The organism is Streptomyces tyrfis, from assembly GCF_037034285.1.
Lineage (GTDB): Bacteria > Actinomycetota > Actinomycetes > Streptomycetales > Streptomycetaceae > Streptomyces.
Window position 1 is genome coordinate 21504 of record NZ_JBAGJZ010000031.1, and the last position, 19991, is coordinate 41494.

The following is a 19991-nucleotide window of genomic DNA, read 5'->3' on the forward strand; positions in this document are numbered from 1 at the left end:
GGAAACCGAACGAGGGACGGCAGCCGGTCGGGAACACCGGCCCCGCGACGCGTTCTCGTTCCTCACGCGGGCGGCCGTCGACCCCGCACCGTTCCGCCGAGGACGCGGACGACGGACAGGACGGTGCGGCTGTCGAGCACGCCGCCGAACGACGACGCGGCACCGCCGAATTCGGTGTCGCGGTACGGGGCCGCCGTCTCCCGGGTGTCACACCACCCGGACGCCGTGCGGACACACGAGCCGTGCCCGTACGCGACCGGTGTCGGCCGTTTCGTCGGCCATGACGACCGCGGTGGCCCCGGCCGCCCTCGCGACCGGCGCCCGTCTCACGACTTTCCCGCTCACAGAAATCGCCCCCCACTGTGTCGAGTCGTCCCCGGCGAGTACCGGGATACGTGTGCGCCACGTGTGCACCGGACTTGACGGTGCGCAGACACAGGGAACGCCTCGCCGATCACCACGTCAACGGTGGCCACAGGTGGCCACAGTCGGACCATCTGCCCCATCGGCGATGAACCGGCCCGAATCGATCGCCCTCCCATTGGGGTCGGAACGGTGCGTTCGTCGCAATTGCAGTAGGTAAAGGTTGCTTAAACCTCGCTCCGGTCGGGGCGTCCCGGAACACGGCGGCCGCCGCGGCGATCGCTCGGCTGCGCGGCCGGGGAGCGGGCATGAGACGGCCCTGGGCAGCGGGTATGCGCTGCGGATAGGGTCGGTGCGGCGCGACTGCCTGTTCGAAAGCAAGGGGTTCAAGGTGGCGGACGGAGCAGTGATGGAGACCGCACGCGTGCTCGTCGCGGCGGACAAGTTCAAGGGATCGCTCACGGCCGTGCAGGTCGCGGAGCGGGTGACGGCCGGGCTGCGGCGCGTCGTCCCCGGGGTGAGGGTCGAGACCCTGCCGGTGGCGGACGGCGGCGACGGCACGGTGGCGGCCGCGGTGGCCGCCGGGTTCGAGCGCCGCGAGGCGCGGGTGACCGGGCCGCTCGGGGGTCCGGTGACCGCGGCGTACGCGGTGCGCGGCACCACGGCGGTGGTGGAGATGGCCGAGGCGTCCGGCCTCCAGCATCTTCCCGCGGGCGTGTTCGCCCCGCTCACGGCCACCACGTACGGCTCCGGCGAACTGCTGGCGGCGGCGCTCGACGCGGGCGCCCGGACGATCGTGTTCGGGGTGGGCGGCAGCGCGACCACGGACGGCGGCGCGGGCATGCTGTCCGCGCTCGGAGCCCGTTTCCTGGACGCGGACGGCAAGCCCGTCGGCCCCGGGGGCGGCGGCCTCGCCGACCTCGCCGAGGCGGACCTGTCCGGCTTGGACCCGCGTATGGCGGACGTGGACCTGATCCTCGCCAGCGACGTGGACAATCCGCTGACCGGGCCCACGGGCGCCCCCGAGGTCTACGGCCGGCAGAAGGGCGCCACCGAGGAGGACATCGCGGTCCTCGACGCCGCCCTCGCCCACTACGCGTCCGTCCTCGGCCCGGAGCACGCCCGGCTTCCCGGGGCGGGCGCGGCGGGCGGCATCGGCTACGGGGCGCTGGTCGCGCTCGGGGCCCGCTTCCGTCCCGGCATCGAGGTCATGCTCGACGTCCTCGGCTTCGCACCCGCGCTGGCCCGGGCCGACCTGGTGATCACCGGTGAGGGCTCGCTCGACGGACAGACCCTGCACGGCAAGGCCCCGGCCGGTGTGGCCACGGCGGCCCGCGCGGCGGGCGTCGAGGTCGTGGCGGTCTGCGGCCGGCTCGCCCTGACGCCGGAGGCGCTGAGCGGCGCGGGCATCAGCCGCGCCTACGCGCTCGCGGACCTGGAACCGGACCCCGCCGTCTCCATGGCCCAGGCCGGACCGCTGCTGGAGCGGGCGGCCGAGGCGATCGCGCGCGACTTCCTGCGGTAGCCCGTCCGGGGCGTGCCGTACCGCTTCGGTCCGGGGGAGCGGGTCAGGCGTCGACGCCCGGTCGACCCCCGGAAGAGGCCGTCGGCCGGTCCGCCTCACCCCTGGGCGGGCGCCGTGTCCTGCCCGTCCCCGGTGCCCGCGTCGGACTGCTCGTCGTCCGTGAGCAGATCCGCCAGGCACCGCAGCTCCACCGGCAGGTCACGGCGCCAGGCCATGGTCACGAACGGGGCGAGGACGATCATGCCGCCGTCCAGATGGGGTTTCACCGACGCCTGGACCACCGTGCCCTCCCCGCTCGGACGCAGCCGGAACTCCAGCTCCGGCGAGTGCCGGCCCAGCGGTGTCCACATCCGAGCGCCGCGGAACGCCAGATACTCGACCGGCGTGCTCGCGGTACAGGTGAGGCGGTGCGCCCGACGCCTGCCGGGGAACTTGCAGAGGTACTCGTCACCGAGTTCCGTGGCGACCGGGCCGTCGAGCACCTGATCTATGCTCGACGACCACACGGCCAGGTTCCGTGGATCCCGGAGGAAGAAGAAGATCTCCTCGGCAGGCCGGGAGACATGGACATGCGAAGACACACGGGGCATGGCTCCACCTCTTACGGCGCCCGGCCGCCCGAGGTTCGGCGTCCGGGCGCCCTCGTCGCGGTGCCGTCGCCCCTCAGCCTGCTGCTCGTCGCGAGCGGGCGCACGCTTCGGGCGACCGAAGGAGTGAATCCCGGGTTCCGGATCGCCGTCAGCCCGGAGCGCTGCCGCCGAAGTCGCCCGGACATCTGATATATGCCCCGCCGGGATCGGGAGCCCGGGCCGTGCCATGCGCCTGCCGGGGCCGGGCCCGGCTACGCGCCTGCCGGGGCCGGGCCCGGGCCGGAGACGCCGGACCCGGGCGCACGGGCCGGCGCGGGTTGCCCGCCCGCCGGGGCCGCCGCAGGCTGGAGACGTGGCTGTTCCCGCGCCCTCCTCGGCCGAGCAGTTCGGCTGGGCCGTCCGGACACCCGGTCCGATCGGCACCGGGCCGCTGGCGCGTGTGCGCCGGGCCGTGCCGGAGCCCGGGCCGGGGGAGCTGCTGCTGACCGTGGAGGCGTGCGGCGTCTGCCGTACGGATCTCCACCTGGCGGAGGGCGACCTTCCGCCGCATCGCCCGGGCGCCGTCCCCGGACACGAGATCGTCGGCCGGGTCGCGGCCCTCGGCGACGGGGCCGGACGGTTCCGGATCGGTGACCGGGCGGGCGGGGCATGGCTCCGCGGCACCTGCGGGAGCTGCCGGTACTGCCGGGCGGGCCGGGAGAACCTCTGCCCGCGCTCCGTCTACACCGGCTGGGACGCCGACGGCGGCTTCGCGGAGACGGCGGTGGTCCCGGAGGACTTCGCCTACCCGCTCCCCGAGGACCAGGACGCCGCCCATCTCGCGCCGCTGCTCTGCGCGGGCATCATCGGCTACCGCGCCCTGCGGCGCAGCGCGCTCCCGGAGGGCGGGCGGCTGGGCATCTACGGCTTCGGCGCGTCGGCCCACCTCGCGGCCCAGGTGGCCCTGGCCGAGGGCGCCACCGTGCATGTGCTGACGCGCTCGGAGAGCGCCCGCGCGCTGGCCCTGGAGCTGGGGGCCGCCTCGGCGGGCGGCGCGTACGACAGCCCGCCGGAACCGCTGGACTCGGCCATCCTGTTCGCGCCCGTCGGAGACCTGGTGCCGGTGGCCCTGGCGGCGCTGGACCGCTCGGGCACACTCGCGGTCGCCGGAATCCATCTGACCGACATCCCCGTGCTGAACTACCAGCGCCACCTCTTCCAGGAACGCGACCTGCGCAGCGTCACCTCCAACACCCGCGAGGACGGCCGCGAGTTCCTCGCCACGGCCCGGCGCGTCGGCATCCGGGTCACGGTGAGCCCGTACCCGCTGAGCGGGGCCGACCGGGCGCTGGCCGACCTGGCCGCCGACCGCGTGCACGGCGCAGCGGTGCTCGTGCCCGACTGACAGTGAGGGGCGGGGACGAGGGCGGCGGGCCCGGGCGACGATTCGCCTCAGTCCGCGTCCGGCGCGAGAGGGGCCAGCCCGGCCGCGGAGCCACGCCCGGGCGAGTTCCGGGCCGTCCGCGGCCGCCGTCGGGCAGCCCCAGACCTTCGTACCCGACCTGAGCATCTTCGCGTGCAGGCTCTGCTCCTCCGCGGAGAGGAGGAACACCAGGCCGCGACAGCGCTCGGCCAGCTCCGGGCGCAGCTGCCGCACCGACCGGACCTGATCGACCGCGCCGCGGGCGTCCCGGACCTCCGGGACCGCGGGCGGCATCCGCACCATGGCGGCGAACGGCTCGCCCCGGTCGAGCGCCTCGCCCAGCGCGCGCACGACCAGCGCGCGGGCATCGTCCCGGGGCAGGTCCCCGGCCCGGATCTCCAACAGAGGCCAGCCCGACCAGTCGACAGTCATGATTCCCCTCCACATCCGTCCAACCATCTACTTTGGTTAGGCTAACCTAATTATTGCGGACGGGTGTCCACAAGCAGAGGCGGCGACCCCCGCCCAGTACGGTTCTCCGCATGAGTTCTTCCGGTGACGAAGCAGACGACGCGCCGCGCCGCCGCGCCTGGGGCAGCCTCAGCCGCGCGCAGATCGTTGCCGCCGGCCGGGAGATCGCGCGCAGGGAGGGCATGCGGGCCCTGACGATCCGGCGGCTCGCGTCCGAGCTCGGCGCCTCGCGGATGGCGCTGTACCGGCATGTGCCGGACAAGGACACGCTGGTCGGACTCGTCATGGACGCCATCGCCGAACACGACGTCGTGTCGCCGGACCTCGGAGAGGGCCCCTGGCAGGACCGGCTGAGGCGGATCGCCGACGCCATGCGCCGGGAGCTCACCGCCTGGCCGGGGCTGCTGGACCTCCACATGACCCGCGCGCACACCGGCCCCGGCGCCCTGTACCTGGTCGAGAGCGTCCTGGACATCCTGGCCGACGCCGGTCTCGACGACGAGCAGTCCGCCCGCCACTACCTGGTCTTCGCCGACCTGGTCCTGGGCCGGCTCCACCGCGAGCTGCGCGGAGATCCCGTGGACCCGCACCGCACGGCCGCTCTCCTGGACCTCGCCGAGAAGTCCGGCGCGCATCCGAGGCTCGCCGCCGTCGCCCCGCACCTGCGCGACGCCGCGCCCCGACAGGTCTTCGAGGACGAGCTGTCCGTGCTCATCCTCGCCATCGAGGCCGCCGCCCGCTCGTCGTCCTGAGCCGCGCCCCGGCGCGGCGCGCCGGGCCGGGGCGCACCGGGCCTCGCACGCACGCGGACTTGCGAGCGGCCCCGCGCACACGCCCCGCGTACGCACGAGAGGGCCCCGGGTGCTGGGGAGCACCCGGGGCCCTCTCTCGCTGTGCGCCGACGCGCCGTGCCGTTACGGCAGCTGGGCCGCCCGCGCGTCACGGCGGTTGCCGCGGAAGGTGTTCACCCGGCGGGCCGTGGCGAAGAGCGGGATGACCGCACCCAGGACCACCTGGAGCGCGCAGCCCGTCTGGAGGAGCAGCTGGCCGCCGGGGGCGTCCAGCGCCCACGCGGCGAGCAGCCCCATCGCGGAGACGATCCAGCTGAGCATCGCCACCGCGAGGACGCCCCGCGGCTTCGGGTACTCGACCCGGCTGACCATCAGCCACGCCACCCCGACGATCGCGAGCAGCGTCGGCACGAAGGGCAGCTCCAGGAGCACGATCGAGACGACCGTGAGCGCTCCGAAGGGGCTCGGCATGCCCTGGAACATGCCGTCCTTCATGGTCACGCAGGAGAATCTGGCCAGTCTGAGCACCACCGCCAGCAGCACCACGATCGCCGCCAGCGCCGACACCCGCTGATGCGCGTCGTCCGCGACCATGCCGTACACGAGGACGAAGTACGCCGGGGCGAGCCCGAAGCTGATGAGGTCCGAGAGGTTGTCCAGCTCGGCGCCCATCGGCGAGGAGCGCAGCTTGCGCGCCACGAGCCCGTCGAAGAGGTCGAAGACCGCGGCCAGCAGCATCAGGATCACGGCCGTGGCCGCGGAGTGCCGGGCCATGCCCGTCTCGTCGCCGCCCGTGAGGTGCGGGATGAGGATCCCGGTGGTGGTGAAGTACACCGCCATGAACCCGCAGGTGGCGTTGCCGAGGGTGAGGGTGTCCGCTATCGACAGCCGCAGAGAGAGCGGCATGTCCTCGCCGGCGTCCTCCTCGGACTCCGACTCCGGCACCCAGTCGGTGCGTGTCTCCGGATCAATCACGGTCAATTCGAGTCACCCCCGCGGTAGTGGCCTGGCCGACCTCGACCGCGACCTCGACGCCCTCCGGGAGGTAGAGGTCGACCCGGGAGCCGAAGCGGATCAGGCCGATGCGCTCGCCCTGCTCCACCTTGGTGCCCTGCGGGACATAGGGGACGATGCGACGTGCGACCGCGCCCGCGATCTGCACCATCTCGATGTCGCCGAGCTCGGTGTCGAAGTGCCAGACGACGCGCTCGTTGTTCTCGCTCTCCTTGTTGAACGCGGGAACGAATCCTCCGGGGACGTGCTCGACGGAGGTCACGGTCCCGGCCAGGGGCGCACGGTTCACGTGGACGTTCAGCGGGCTCATGAAGATCGCGACGCGGGTACGTCCGTCCTTCCACGGCATGATGCTCTGCACCACGCCGTCGGCCGGGGAGATGACCCGGCCCTGCGTGATCTCGCGCTCGGGGTCCCGGAAGAACCACAGCATGCCCGCCGCGAGCGCGGTGGTGGGCACGGCCACCGCGGCCCAGCGTCCGGACCTGCGGGCCCGGGTGAGGCTGAGTGCCGCGGTGGCGACGGTCGGGAGGAGCCACGGCGAAGCTCCGCGCGCAAGGCGGACACCGCCGCGCGGTGCAGAGGTTTGGCTGTCGGGCATGGATGACCTTCGTAGCGGATGATGCCGCGCTGGCAACGGGGGACGGCGGCTTTTCCGGCGATGTTATCGGTTGCGAGCCGCAACTGGGCAAGCCAGCAGCCGAGTCGGACGGCGGGAAGGCACCGGCTGAGGATGACAGGGTGTGATCTTCTTCGCTGCCAAATCGGCTTTAAAGGGACAATCAACCCTGGAACCGGTACTCCTCGAGGAGTCGGCGCCCGATGATCATTTTCTGGATCTCGGCGGTACCTTCGCCGATCAGCAGCATCGGCGCCTCCCGGTAGAGGCGCTCGATCTCGTACTCCTTGGAGAAGCCGTAGCCGCCGTGGATCCGGAAGGCGTCCTCGACGACTTCCTTGCAGTACTCGGAGGCGAGGTACTTCGCCATCCCTGCCTCCAGGTCGTTTCGCTCCCCGGAGTCCTTTTTGCGTGCCGCATTCACCATCATGGCATGTGCGGCCTCGACTTTGGTGGCCATTTCGGCCAGCTTGAACTGGATCGCCTGGTGCTGCGCGATCGGCTTTCCGAATGTCCGGCGCTGCTGGGCGTACGAAATACCCAGTTCGAAAGCACGCTGTGCGACGCCGCAGCCACGCGCGGCCACATTCACCCGTCCCACCTCGACGCCGTCCATCATTTGGTAAAAACCTCGGCCGGTGACGCCCCCCAGAACCCGATTGGCCGGAATGCGCAGTCCGTCCATGATGAGTTCGGTGGTGTCGACGCCCCTATAGCCCATTTTGTCGATTTTGCCGGGAATGGTGAGTCCGGGGCGCACCTCGCCGAATCCGGGTTCCTTCTCGACCAGGAAGGTCGTCATCGACTTGTGCGGAGCGGCGCCCTCGGGGTGGCCTTCGTCACTCCGGCACAGGACGGCCACCAGTGAGGACGTGCCGCCGTTCGTCAGCCACATCTTCTGGCCGTTCAGGACGTAGTCCTCGCCGTCTCTGACAGCCTTGGAGGTGATCGCCGCGACGTCCGAGCCCAGACCCGGCTCGGACATCGAGAACGCGCCCCTGACCTCGCCCAGGGCCATCCGCGGCAGGAACGCGTCCTTCTGCTCCCGGGTGCCGTGCTGCTTGAGCATGTAGGCCACGATGAAATGAGTGTTGATGATGCCCGACACGCTCATCCAGCCGCGCGCGATCTCCTCGACGCACAGCGCGTAGGTGAGAAGGGACTCGCCCAGACCGCCGTACTCCTCGGGAATCATCAGCCCGAACAGACCGAGTTCCTTGAGGCCCTCGACGATGTCGGCCGGATATTCGTCGCGGTGTTCCAGCCCGGTCGCGACCGGAAGGATCTCCTTGTCGACGAAATCCCGCACGGTGGAGACGATTTCCTGCTGGACATCGGTGAGGCCGGTGGTCCGGGCGAGTCGGGTCATGACTGCTTCTCCGCGTTCTTCTGCGAGGGCTTCGGGGACTGCTGCGGGGCCGGGGCCGGCTCGGGGCGGCCGGGCTGCTCTCCGCCGCGCTCCTTGGTGTACGTCTCGGTGGGGACCATCACCTTGCGGCGGAATACGCAGATCAGCGTCCCGTCCTGCTTGTAGCCCCGGGTCTCCACGTACACGATTCCGCGGTCGCTCCGGGACTTCGAGGGGGTCTTGTCCAGAACGGTCGTCTCGCCGTAGACGGTGTCGCCGTGGAAGGTCGGCGCGACGTGCTTCAGCGACTCGACCTCCAGGTTGGCGATCGCCTTTCCGGACACGTCCGGGACCGACATGCCCAGCAGCAGCGAGTAGACGTAATTGCCGACGACGACGTTCTTCCCGAAATCCGTCGTCCGTTCCGCGTAATTGCTGTCCATGTGCAAAGGGTGGTGATTCATGGTCAGCAGACAGAACAGATGGTCGTCGTACTCGGTGACCGTCTTCCCGGGCCAGTGCTTGTAGACCGCGCCGACCTCGAACTCCTCGAAGGTGCGTCCGAACTGCATCTCAGGCCTCCGGAGCCTCGAACTCGGAGGTGCGCCGCATTCCGGCCGCGCGCCCCTTGCCGGCGATGACCAGGGCCATCTTGCGGCTGGCCTCGTCGATCATCTCGTCGCCGAGCATCGCCGAACCCTTCTTGCCGCCCTCCTCGGAGGTGCACCACTCGTACGCGTCGAGGATCAGCTCGGCGTGGTCGTAGTCCTCCTGCGACGGCGAGAACACCTCGTTGGCCGCCTCGACCTGACCGGGGTGGAGCACCCACTTGCCGTCGAAGCCCAGCGCCGCGGCACGGCCCGCGACCTCGCGGTACGCGTCCACGTCGCGGATCTGGAGGAACGGGCCGTCGATCGCCTGGAGGTCGTGCGCGCGGGCCGCCATCAGAATGCGCATCAGGATGTAGTGGTACGCGTCCGCGTCGTACCCCGGCGGCTGCTGTCCGACCACCAGGGTCTTCATGTTGATCGACGCCATGAAGTCGGCCGGGCCGAAGATCAGGGTCTCCAGGCGGGGCGAGGCGGCGGCGATCTCGTCGATGTTCACCAGGCCCCTGGCGTTCTCGATCTGCGCCTCGATGCCGATCCGCCCGACCTCGAAGCCCATCGTCTTCTCGATCTGGGTCAGCAGCAGGTCCAGGGCGACCACCTGCTGGGCGTCCTGGACCTTCGGCAGCATGAGGCAGTCGAGGTTCTGGCCGGCGCCCTCGACGACCGTGACGACGTCGCGGTACGTCCAGTGCGTGGTCCAGTCGTTGACCCGCACGACCCGGGTCTTGCCCGTCCAGTCGCCCTTGTTCAGCGCGTCGACGACGGTGTGCCGGGCGCCCTCCTTGGCGAGCGGCGCGCAGGCGTCCTCCAGGTCCAGGAAGACCTGGTCGGCCGGCAGGCCCTGGGCCTTCTCCAGGAACCGCGGGTTCGAACCGGGCACGGCCAGGCACGAGCGGCGCGGACGCAGACGGGAGGTGCCGTCCCGCTGGGACGTCGCCTGAGGGTGGTGGTGGGAGACGGGCGGGCGGTTGACGGCAGTCATGCGGGAACCTCCAGAGGGTCGAGCTTGTTCGCTTTCCGGATCTCGTCGACGATACGGCCGATGATCTCGGTGATGCCGAAGTCCTTCGGGGTGAAGACGGCGGCGACGCCGGCCCCCAGCAGGGCCGCGGCGTCGGCGGGCGGAATGATCCCGCCCGCGATGACCGGGATGTCCGCGGCGCCGGCCTCGCGCAGCCGGGTCAGCACGTCCGGGACGAGCTCGGCGTGCGAACCGGACAGGATCGACAGGCCGACGCAGTGCACGTCCTCCGCGAGCGCGGCCGAGACGATCTGCTCGGGCGTCAGCCGGATCCCCTGGTAGACCACCTCGAACCCGGCGTCACGGGCCCGTACGGCGATCTGCTCGGCGCCGTTGGAGTGGCCGTCCAGCCCCGGCTTGCCCACCAGCAGCCGCAGCCGCCCGCCGCCCAGGTCGGCGGCGGTCCGGGCGGCCTTCTCCCGGACCAGGGCGAGCGGCGTGCCGGCCTCCGCGGTCACCGCGACCGGGGCCGACGAGACGCCCGTCGGGGCCCGGAACTCGCCGAAGACATCGCGCAGCGCCCAGGCCCACTCCCCGGTGGTGACGCCCGCCCGGGCGCACTCCACGGTCGCCTCCATCAGGTTCTCGGCACCCGCGGCGGCCTTCTTCAGCGCCGTCAGCGCCTCGGCGGCTCGCGGCTCGTCGCGGTTCTCGCGCCAGGCGTGCAGGGCGGCGACCACCCGGGCCTCGTTGGCCGGGTCGACCGTCATGATCGCCCCGTCGAGGTCGGCGGTGAGCGGGTTCGGCTCCGTGGTCTCGTGGACGTTGACGCCGACGATCTTCTCCTCGCCGCTCTCGATCCGGGCCCGGCGGGCGGCGTGCGAGGCGACCAGCTCGGACTTCAGATAGCCGGACTCGACGGCCGCCATCGCGCCGCCCATCCGCTCGATCCGCTCCATCTCGGCCAGCGACGCGGCGACCAGCTCGTCCACCTTCGCCTCGACGACGTGCGACCCGGCGAAGATGTCCTCGTACTCCAGCAGATCGCTCTCGTGCGCGAGCACCTGCTGGATGCGCAGCGACCACTGCTGGTCCCAGGGCCGGGGCAGCCCCAGCGCCTCGTTCCAGGCGGGCAGCTGCACGGCTCGGGCGCGGGCGTCCTTGGACAGGGTCACGGCCAGCATCTCCAGCACGATGCGCTGGACGTTGTTCTCCGGCTGCGCCTCGGTCAGCCCCAGCGAGTTGACCTGCACGCCGTAGCGGAAGCGGCGCTGCCTGGGGTTCTCCACGCCGTAGCGCTCGCGGGTGACGCGGTCCCAGATGCGGCCGAAGGCGCGCATCTTGCACATCTCCTCGATGAAGCGGACGCCCGCGTTCACGAAGAACGAGATCCGGGCGACCACCTCGCCGAACCGCTCCTCGGGCACCTGGCCGGAGTCGCGCACCGCGTCCAGCACCGCGATCGCCGTGGACATGGCGTACGCGATCTCCTGGACCGGGGTGGCGCCCGCCTCCTGGAGGTGGTAGCTGCAGATGTTGATCGGGTTCCACTTCGGGATGCGGCCGACCGTGTACGCGATCATGTCGGTGGTCAGCCGCAGCGAGGGGCCGGGCGGGAAGACGTGCGTCCCGCGCGAGAGGTACTCCTTCACGATGTCGTTCTGCGTGGTGCCCTGGAGTTCGGTGACGTCGGCGCCCTGCTCCTCCGCGACGACCTGGTACAGCGCCAGCAGCCACATCGCGGTGGCGTTGATCGTCATCGAGGTGTTCATCCGCTCCAGCGGGATGTCCTGGAACAGCCGCCGCATGTCGCCCAGGTGCGACACGGGCACGCCGACCCGGCCGACCTCGCCGCGCGCGAGCACGTGGTCGGGGTCGTAGCCGGTCTGCGTGGGCAGGTCGAAGGCGACCGACAGGCCGGTCTGGCCCTTGGCGAGATTGCGCCGGTAGAGCTCGTTGGACGCCTCGGCCGTGGAGTGGCCGGCGTACGTCCGCATGAGCCACGGGCGGTCCTTCGGACGCCCGCTCATCGGCCGGCCCCGGCCACTCCGGCGGGCTCCCCGGCCCGCCGGGCCGACGCGCCCCGGCCGAGGCCGCCGGCCCGTTCCGCCGGCGTGTCCGCGCCGGGCCCGCCGGGCCGCCCCGCCGGGGCGTTCCGGAACAGGTTGATGGCGTCGAGGTGCTTCTCGCGCAGCTCGTGGTCGCGGACGCCCAGGCCCTCGCGGGGGGCCAGCGCCAGCACGCCGACCTTGCCCTGGTGGAGGTTGCGGTGCACGTCGTACGCGGCCTGGCCGGTCTGCTCCAGCGGGTAGACCTTCGACAGCGTCGGGTGGATCCTCCCCTTGGCCACCAGCCGGTTGGCCTCCCACGCCTCGCGGTAGTTGGCGAAGTGCGAGCCGACGATCCGCTTCAGCGACATCCACAGATAGCGGTTGTCGTACTCGTGCTGGTAGCCGGAGGTCGAGGCGCAGGTGACGATCGTGCCGCCCTTGCGGGTCACGTACACGCTCGCGCCGAAGGTCTCGCGGCCCGGGTGCTCGAAGACGATGTCCACGTCCTCACCGCCGGTCAGCTCGCGGATGCGCTTGCCGAACCGCTTCCACTCGCGCGGGTCCTGCTCGTGCTCGTCCTTCCAGAACCGGTAGCCCTCGGCGTCGCGGTCGATGATCGCCTCGGCGCCCATCCGCCGGCAGATGTCCGCCTTCTGCTCGCTGGAGACGACGCAGATCGGGGTGGCCCCGCCCGCCAGGGCGAACTGCGTGGCGTAGGAGCCGAGGCCGCCGCTGGCGCCCCAGATCAGCACGTTGTCGCCCTGCTTCATGCCCGCGCCGTTGCGCGAGACCAGCTGCCGGTACGCGGTCGAGTTCACCAGACCGGGCGCCGCGGCCTCCTCCCAGGTGAGGTGGGCCGGCTTCGGCATCAGCTGGTTGGACTTCACGAGCGCCAGCTCGGCCAGTCCGCCGAAGTTGGTCTCGAAGCCCCAGATGCGCTGCTCGGGGTCGAGCATCGTGTCGTTGTGGCCGTCGCTCGACTCCAGCTCCACCGACAGGCAGTGCGCGACGACCTCGTCGCCCGGATGCCAGGCGTTGACGCCGGGACCGGTGCGCAGGACCACCCCGGCGAGGTCGGAGCCGATGACGTGGTACGGCAGGTCATGGCGCCGGGCGAGCTCGCTGAGCCGACCGTAGCGCTCCAGGAAGCCGAAGGTCGGCAGCGGTTCGAAGATCGAGGTCCAGACGGAGTTGTAGTTCACCGAACTGGCCATGACGGCGACCAGGGCCTCGCCGGGCCCGAGTTCGGGCACCGGGACCTCGTCCACGTGGAGCGAGCGGCGGGGGTCCTTGTCGCGGGTGGCGAGTCCGGCGAACATCTCCGTCTCGTCCTTGCGCACGGTCACCGCGCGGTACGACTCGGGCACGGGCAGGGCCGCGAACTCGGCGGCCCGGCCCGCCGCGGAATCGTCCGACGATTCCGAGCGCGCTTGGATCGCGTCCAGGATTTCCTTCACGGTGTGCCTCCGGCGGATGCGGTGCTCAGGGAACGCGTGGGGGTCCCCGCGAGCTGAGGGGAGCTGGGTGTGGAGGTGGTGCCGTCGGTTCGGCGGGTGGGGCGGGCTCGCTCGGTGGAGCGGAAGGCTGTGCCTGTGACGCAGGCGTCCGGGCGTACGGACGTGAGGTCCGCGGGGACAGCCGGCGTACGCGAGATCCCGGTACGCCGACCGCCCGGACAACTTCAACGTATGGCACCCCGTGACAGGTGGCAAGGCACTCGGTGCCAAGAATTTCACTCACTTGTCGTGCGCCGGGCACGCATGAGCGAAATGAGGGATGTTTCGTGCGGATATGCCCGGTGAATGATCGATCAACGAGCGCCGTACAGCTGCGATCAGCGAGCGCGGTACAGGTACGGAGTCGTGGTGCTCAGGGCCACGAATCCGAGGCGCTGGAGGATCGGGCGGCTCAGCGCCGAGGCGTCGACCTGGAGGTAGTCGTAACCGCGCTCCGCCGCGATCCGGGCGCGGTGGGCGACCAGCGCCCGGTAGACGCCCCTGCCGCGCCACTCCGGGGCCGTGCCGCCGCCCCACAGCCCCGCGAAGCGGGTCCCCGGGTACAGCTCCATCCGGGCCGCGCTCACCGGCTCGTCGCCCGCCATGGCGACGACGGCGACGAGGTGGCCGGGGTCCTCGGCCAGCCTGGTCAGCACCTGATGCCGCAGCCGCGTCCCGTCCGTGCCGAACGCCCGGTCATGGGCGCGGACCATCAGCTCCACGTCGTCCGCGTCGCGCACGGGATGCAGCCGGACGCCCTCCGGGAGCTCCGCCGCCGTCGGGAGGTCCGCGACCGGGGCGACCATCAGGGTCTCCGGCTCCTCCGCCTCGAAACCCGCCGCGAGCAGCCGCTCCGCCAGGTCCGCCGGCCGGTCGTGCGCGTACAGCTTCCACTCGAACTCGTCGAGCCCGACCGCCGCGCAGTGCGCCGCCTGCGCGGCGATCGCGGCGTCCGCCCGTCCGGCGTCGAGGTCCGGAGCCGACCAGACGACGGTGCCCCAGCCCTCGGCCGGGTCGGTCATCCGTACGACGTCATCGGTGCGCTCTACGCGGACACCGGGGCCGTCGGGGCGGGCGTGCTCGCGCATCTCGCGGTCGAAAAGGGTCAGAAGTGCATCACGATCAAGGTTCATCCGCACACCACAGCACCGGGAGACGGGCGCGGCAACCCAATTCGGCGGGGCGGAGGAGCGGGGCCCGGCCCCGGCGGGCGACGGCCTGGGTCCCGGTCCCCTCCGCCGCGCCCTCAGCGGTCCTGGAGCGCCTGCTGGATCGTGCGCATCACCTCGTCGAGCGGCGCGTCGGTCCGCGCCACCGCGACCAGCACCTCGCCCTCGGCGGACACCGAGGCGGCGGGCTGCCCGGCCGGCTCGCCGCCAGCGATCCGGCCCGCCCCGATGCCGGTGCCGAACGTCTCGCGGACGATCGCGAACGCGTGGTCGAGCTGGGCCTCCACGTCGCCCTCGCCGCCCGCCCGCAGCCAGCGCCGCAGCACATGGTTGTGCGCGGTGACCACGGCGGACGCCGCGACCTCGGCGAGCAGCGGGTCGTCGCTGCCCACCTCGTGGTCGCGCTCGTCGAAATGGCCCAGCAGATAGCGCGTGAACAGCCGCTCGTACCGGGCCACCGAGGCGATCTCGGCCTCGCGCAGGGTCGGCACCTCCCGGGTCAGCTTGTAACGGGCCACGGAGACCGCGGGCTTCGCCGCGTACATCTTCATGACCTCCTTGATGCCGCGGCAGACGGTGTCGAGCGGGTGCTCGTGCGCGGGGGCGGCGTTGAGGACGGCCTCGGCCCTGACGAGGGTGTCGTCATGGTCCGGGAAGATCGCCTCCTCCTTGGAGCGGAAGTGCCGGAAGAAGGTGCGCCGGGCGACTCCCGCGGCCCCGGCGATCTCGTCGACCGTCGTGGCCTCGTATCCCTTCGTCGCGAAGAGTTCCATCGCCGCGGCGGCCAGCTCGCGGCGCATCTTGAGCCGTTGGGCGGCGGCGCGGGTGCCGGCGGCGCTCTCCTGCGGATCGGGTGCGGCGGAGACGCGGGGGGACCTGACGGGCTGGGACATGGTGTGAACGTACTGCATCGACGCGGGTGGGCGCGCCCGCGGGGGCGGACCGCCCGGAGGATCGAGCAGTCCGCCCCACCCGGCGTCCGGCCCGGCGGGCCCGCCGGGCTTCGCGGCGCCGCGCATGGCCGGGTCCGCTCAGCGCCGGGCGTGTTCGCGGAAGCCGCGCCCCGACTTGCGGCCGAGACAGCCCGCGGCCACCAGGTGTTCGAGCAGCGGCGCCGGGGCCAGCCCCGGGTCGCGGAACTCGTTGTGCAGCACCTTCTCGATGGCGAGCGACACATCGAGCCCGACGACGTCGAGGAGCTCGAACGGGCCCATCGGGTAGCCGCCGCCCAGCTTCATCGCGGCGTCGATGTCGTCGAGGCTGGCGTAGTGCTCCTCGACCATCTTGATCGCGTTGTTGAGGTACGGGAACAGCAGCGCGTTCACGATGAACCCGGCCCGGTCCCCGCAGTCCACCGGGTGCTTGCCGATCGCGCCGCACACCTCGCGGACGGTGGCGCGGACGTCGTCCGCGGTCAGCACCGTGCGGACCACCTCGACCAGCTTCATCGCGGGCGCCGGGTTGAAGAAGTGCATGCCGACGACGTCCTGCGGGCGCGCGGTGGCCCGCGCGATCGCCACGACGGGCAGCGAGGAGGTGGTGGTGGCGAGCACCGCGCCCGGCCGGCAGACCTTGTCCAGCGTCCGGAACAGCTCCTGCTTGACCGCGAGGTCCTCGGCGACCGCCTCGACCACGAGATCGGCCTCGGCCAGGGCGTCCGGCGAGCCCGCCGGCGCGATCCGGGCCAGCGCAGCGTCCCGCGCCCCGGCGGTCAGCCGCCCCCGGGACACGGAACGCTCCAGGGAAGCGGCGACGCGGGCCTTCGCCGCCTCGGCCTTCGCCTCGCCCCGGGCGACGAGCACCACGTCGTGGCCGGCCTTCGCGAAGACCTCCGCGATGCCCGAGGCCATCGTCCCCGAGCCCGCGACGCCCACCGACCGCACCGGCCGCCCGGCGACCGCCGCCCCGCCCTCCCCGGGGGTCAGCGCGTCCGGCACCGCCGTCCGGCTGCCGGGACCCGCGTACGTGTAGAAGCCGCGCCCCGCCTTGCGGCCGGTCAGCCCCGCCTCGCCGAGCTGCCTCAGCACGGGGGCCGGGGCGTGCAGCCGGTCGTGCGAGGAGGCGTACATGGCCTCCAGCACGGTGCGCGCGGTGTCGATCCCGATCAGGTCGAGCAGGGCCAGCGGGCCCATCGGCAGGCCGCAGCCCAGCCGCATCGCCGCGTCGATGTCCTCGCGGGAGGCGTAGTTCGCCTCGTACATCGCCGCGGCCTGGTTGAGGTAGCCGAACAACAGCCCGTCGGCGACGAAACCCGGCCGGTCGCCGACCGCGACCGGCTCCTTGCCCAGGCTGCGGGCGAGCGCGGTGACCGCCTCGACGGCCGGGGGCGCGGTCAGCACCGAGGAGACCACCTCGACCAGCCTCATCGCCGGGGCCGGGTTGAAGAAGTGCAGCCCGAGCACGCGCTCGGGGCGCAGCGACTCGGCGGCCAGCCGCGTCACCGACAGCGCGTTGGTCCCGGTGGCGAGGATCGCGGTCGGGGAGACGATCGCGTCCAGCTCCCGGAACACCTCCTGCTTGATCTCGTACGACTCCGGCACGACCTCGACGACCAGCTCCGCGCCGGCGGCGGCCCGCAGGTCGTCGTGTGTGCGGAACCGGGCGAGGATCGCGCCCCGTTCCTGCTCCGTGATCCGGCCGCGCCGCACCGCGCGCCCGGTCGCGTCCTCCAGCGCGGCGACGGCCCGGCGGGCGGCCGCCGCGTCGATGTCGATGCCGATGACCTGATGGCCGGCGCGGGTCAGGACCTCGGCGATTCCGGTGCCCATGGTGCCGAGGCCGACGACGGCGATGGTGTTGAGCGGGATGTCCATCACGGGACTCCAGGGGGTGAGTGACGACTGAGAGAGGGCACGGGAGCGCAGGGGAGGAACCGAACCGGCGCACGGCGTGCGGGAATTGCGTGTCGTGGTGTCCGGGCCGAGGCGAAGGGCGCGCCCGGACCGGGAGGCGACGGACTCTGTCCCGGAGTCGCGTCTGGAAACCGCCGAACCGACGAGCACTCCGGGTGGCTGCGTCACCAGGCCACCGGAGCCGACGGGATCGTGTCCCGCTCATCTGAGATTAACTCGTGGGTAACGAGCGCGCCAGACCCCTCCCGTCGTGCGTCACGTCACATGCGCCCGACCCCTCGATACGGAGAGTCCCCGCCGATACGCTGACGGTCATGGACGAGGAATACCGGTCGCTGACGGACCGGTCGGCGGACGAGGCGGACGCGGCGGGGGAGTCGGCGGCGTTTCGGCGACTGCTGGCCACGGACGACGACGAGGAACTGGCCCGCGTCCTGGTGGAGCCCGAACGCCCGCTCTGGGCGCGGGAGATCGCGGCGTTCCGGCTGGGCTGCGCCGGAGACCGACGGGCGTTCGAGACACTGGTCCTGCTGCTCAACCACCGCGACCCGGAACGCTGCGTCTGCGCCGCCCACGCCCTGGCGCGCCTGGGCGACCCCCGCACGCCCCGGGCGGCCGCGGCCCTGGCGACCAACGCCCTGCGCACCGCCTACGCCCTCCACCCGGTGCGGCTGCTCACCGAGCTCCGGGCGCCGGAGTCCGTGCCGGCGCTGATGACCGCCCTGGAGCGCCTGCTGGCCCCCGGCGACCCGCACTGGCGGGTGGCGCTGGCCTGCGTGGAGGGACTGGGGCAGCTGGCCGACGAACGGGCCCGCCCGCTCCTGGAGGCGGCGCGGGCGCACCCGAGGCTCGGCGCCGCCGCCCGGGAGGCGCTGGGCCGGCTGCGCGCGGACTGAACGCGCGGCGCGCGCCGCCGGTCGTGGCCGTCCGCCCCGGCCCGGCGCGCTGTGCCGGGCCGGGCCGCGCGGGCTCGCGGCACGGGGCCGCCGGGGGCGGGCGCGTGCCGCGAGCCGGGAGTCCGCAGGTCCGGAGTCCGCGGGCCGGGAGTCCGTCGGGTCGTGGGCGCGTCAGCCCCGGAAGCCGAGCAGGCGGTGCAGGACGCCGCCCCTGGTCCCGGCCGCGGAGGCCGCCTTCGCCGCGAGCCCGGTCACCGGCGTCGGGTCGGGGGACTTGGCGCAGACCGCGTCCACCCCGGGCCGGCCGCCCCGGCCGCGCGGGACGGCGCCCTTGGCCAGGTAGTCGGCGAGATAGGTGTCCAGGCAGTCGTTGTCGCTCAGGGTGATGCCGTGGTTGCCGCCGCCCTGCTCGACGACCAGGCTGGAACCGCGCAGCATGCGGTGCATGGTGACCCCGCCCTGGTAGGGGGTCGCCGCGTCCTCGGTGGCCTGGAAGAGCAGCACCGGCGGCAGGCTCCGGTTGGACACCCGTACCGGATTCAGCGGCTCCACCGGCCAGTCGGCGCACGGCGCGTTGTACCAGGTGTTATTCCAGGTGAAGAACGGCGCCTTGGCGCCCACCCGCAGGCTGTCGTTGCGCCAGGTGTTCCACCGGCGGGGCCAGGAGGTGTCGCGGCACTGCACGGCCGTGTAGACCGAGTAGCCGTTGTCGCCCTCCGCGTCGACCGCGCCGAACCTCTGGTAAGCCTTCACGAGCGCCTTCTCGTCGTGGTCGTGCGTGTAGGCGGCGAACGCCTCGGCCAGGCGCGGCCAGTAGCCGTTGTAGTAGCCGCCGGGCAGGAAGGCGTCCTCCAGCTCGCTCGCCCCGACCTTCCCGCCGGCGGGGCGCCGCGCGACCGCGGCGCGCATCGCGTACCAGGCGCGCTCCACCCGTGCCGGGTCGTCGCCCAGCCCGTAGGCGCTGTCGTGCTTCGCCACCCACGCGGCGAACGCCTTGTGGCGGGCGTCGAAGGCGTAGTTCTGCCCGATGTTGTCCTCGTACCACACGCCCTCGGGGTCGACGTTCGAGTCGAGCACCATGCGCCGCACCCGCTCCGGGAACAGCTTGGCGTACACCGCGCCCAGGTACGTCCCGTACGAGTAGCCGAAGTAGTTGAGCCGGGACGCGCCGACGGCCCGGCGGATCACGTCGAGGTCCCTGGCGGCGCCGACCGTGTCCATGTGGGGCAGCAGATCCGGGTACTTCTCCCCGCACGCCTCGGCGAAGGAGCGGGCGCGGTCCCGGTTGGCCCGCTCGACGCCGGGCGCGCCGGGCACCGAGTCGGGGCGCGTCGGCGCGAAGAACCCGGGCACGCAGTCCAGGGCCGGCCGGCTCTTCCCGACGCCGCGCGGATCGAAGCCGATCACGTCGTACTGCGCGGCGACCGCCTTCGGCAGCGACGCGGCGACGAAGCCGGCCATCGACAGGCCGCTGCCGCCGGGGCCGCCCGGATTGACGAGCAGGGGGCCCTGGAAGGTCTTCGCGGTGTGCGGGATCCGGGACAGGGCCAGGGTGATGCGCCGGCCCGACGGGTCGTCATGGTCCAGCGGCGTGCTGACCGAGGCGCACTCCAGTCGCGGATACGCGTCGGTGCCGCAGGCGGTCCAGCGGAGCGGGGCGGTGGCGGGCCGGGGCCCGGCGTCGGCGGTCGCCGGGGGCGGGGCGGCGGTCACCAGACCGGCGACCGTCGCGCCCACGGCGAAGAGAATTCCCGGACGTTTCGTCATATGGCCTCCCGAGGTGGGGGAACACGGATGCGCGGGACGCAGTCCCCGCCGCATGCTCCCCGTAT

The 19991-nt window shown here is 72.5% G+C and carries 16 protein-coding genes; 4 read left to right on the top strand and 12 right to left on the bottom strand.

What is annotated here, in order from left to right; translation table 11 throughout:
• The first annotated feature begins 772 nt into the window (after positions 1–772).
• Positions 773–1888, top strand: a complete 1116-nt coding sequence (locus WA762_RS22870) for a glycerate kinase (protein ID WP_335937949.1) — start codon at positions 773–775, stop codon at positions 1886–1888.
• A gap of 95 nt (positions 1889–1983) precedes the next feature.
• Here the strand turns inward: WA762_RS22870 and WA762_RS22875 are convergent, their stop codons facing one another.
• On the bottom strand, positions 1984–2478 hold the full coding sequence (locus WA762_RS22875; protein ID WP_335937950.1) for an SRPBCC family protein: 495 nt from the start codon (positions 2476–2478) through the stop codon (positions 1984–1986).
• Positions 2479–2830: 352 nt separating this feature from the next.
• On the opposite strand from WA762_RS22875, the gene WA762_RS22880 reads away from it, so the two are divergent.
• Positions 2831–3862: a zinc-dependent alcohol dehydrogenase family protein gene (locus WA762_RS22880; protein WP_335937952.1), complete on the top strand. Its 1032-nt coding sequence runs from the start codon at positions 2831–2833 to the stop codon at positions 3860–3862.
• A 560-nt stretch (positions 3863–4422) separates the two neighbouring features.
• A complete protein-coding gene (locus WA762_RS22885) occupies positions 4423–5103 on the top strand; it encodes a TetR/AcrR family transcriptional regulator (RefSeq protein WP_335937953.1) in 681 nt (226 codons plus the stop codon).
• Positions 5104–5265: 162 nt separating this feature from the next.
• Here WA762_RS22885 and pssA read toward each other — a convergent pair whose 3' ends face one another.
• The 10 genes from pssA to WA762_RS22935 all read right to left on the bottom strand — a co-directional run bounded on the left by pssA (position 5266) and on the right by WA762_RS22935 (position 17224).
• A complete protein-coding gene (gene pssA / locus WA762_RS22890) occupies positions 5266–6087 on the bottom strand; it encodes a CDP-diacylglycerol--serine O-phosphatidyltransferase (RefSeq protein ID WP_335938029.1) in 822 nt (273 codons plus the stop codon).
• A 22-nt stretch (positions 6088–6109) separates the two neighbouring features.
• A complete protein-coding gene (locus WA762_RS22895) occupies positions 6110–6757 on the bottom strand; it encodes a phosphatidylserine decarboxylase (protein WP_335937954.1) in 648 nt (215 codons plus the stop codon).
• Between the two features lie 181 nt (positions 6758–6938).
• Positions 6939–8144 (bottom strand): acyl-CoA dehydrogenase family protein, encoded by a 1206-nt coding sequence (locus WA762_RS22900; protein ID WP_335937955.1) that lies wholly within the window; start codon positions 8142–8144, stop codon positions 6939–6941.
• Positions 8141–8695 (bottom strand): MaoC family dehydratase, encoded by a 555-nt coding sequence (locus WA762_RS22905; RefSeq protein ID WP_335937956.1) that lies wholly within the window; start codon positions 8693–8695, stop codon positions 8141–8143. Before WA762_RS22905 ends, WA762_RS22900 begins: the two co-directional genes overlap by 4 nt.
• A gap of 1 nt (position 8696) precedes the next feature.
• On the bottom strand, positions 8697–9716 hold the full coding sequence (locus WA762_RS22910; RefSeq protein ID WP_335937957.1) for an HpcH/HpaI aldolase/citrate lyase family protein: 1020 nt from the start codon (positions 9714–9716) through the stop codon (positions 8697–8699).
• Positions 9713–11725, bottom strand: a complete 2013-nt coding sequence (locus tag WA762_RS22915; RefSeq protein ID WP_335937958.1) for a protein meaA — start codon at positions 11723–11725, stop codon at positions 9713–9715. The genes WA762_RS22910 and WA762_RS22915 overlap by 4 nt, the downstream gene beginning before the upstream one ends.
• Positions 11722–13203 (bottom strand): crotonyl-CoA carboxylase/reductase, encoded by a 1482-nt coding sequence (gene ccrA / locus WA762_RS22920; RefSeq protein ID WP_335937960.1) that lies wholly within the window; start codon positions 13201–13203, stop codon positions 11722–11724. The genes WA762_RS22915 and ccrA overlap by 4 nt, the downstream gene beginning before the upstream one ends.
• A gap of 377 nt (positions 13204–13580) precedes the next feature.
• A complete protein-coding gene (locus WA762_RS22925) occupies positions 13581–14375 on the bottom strand; it encodes a GNAT family N-acetyltransferase (protein WP_335937961.1) in 795 nt (264 codons plus the stop codon).
• Positions 14376–14488: 113 nt separating this feature from the next.
• Positions 14489–15304, bottom strand: a complete 816-nt coding sequence (locus WA762_RS22930) for a TetR family transcriptional regulator (protein WP_335937962.1) — start codon at positions 15302–15304, stop codon at positions 14489–14491.
• Between the two features lie 138 nt (positions 15305–15442).
• Positions 15443–17224, bottom strand: a complete 1782-nt coding sequence (locus tag WA762_RS22935) for a 3-hydroxyacyl-CoA dehydrogenase family protein (protein WP_335937963.1) — start codon at positions 17222–17224, stop codon at positions 15443–15445.
• 353 nt (positions 17225–17577) lie between these two features.
• Here WA762_RS22935 and WA762_RS22940 point away from each other — a divergent pair, with 353 nt between their 5' ends.
• The gene (locus WA762_RS22940; RefSeq protein ID WP_335937964.1) at positions 17578–18159 is read left to right on the top strand and encodes an adenylosuccinate lyase; all 582 of its coding nucleotides are present in this window, start codon (positions 17578–17580) and stop codon (positions 18157–18159) included.
• Between the two features lie 171 nt (positions 18160–18330).
• Here WA762_RS22940 and WA762_RS22945 read toward each other — a convergent pair whose 3' ends face one another.
• On the bottom strand, positions 18331–19926 hold the full coding sequence (locus tag WA762_RS22945) for an alpha/beta hydrolase (protein WP_335937965.1): 1596 nt from the start codon (positions 19924–19926) through the stop codon (positions 18331–18333).
• Positions 19927–19991: the final 65 nt, after the last annotated feature.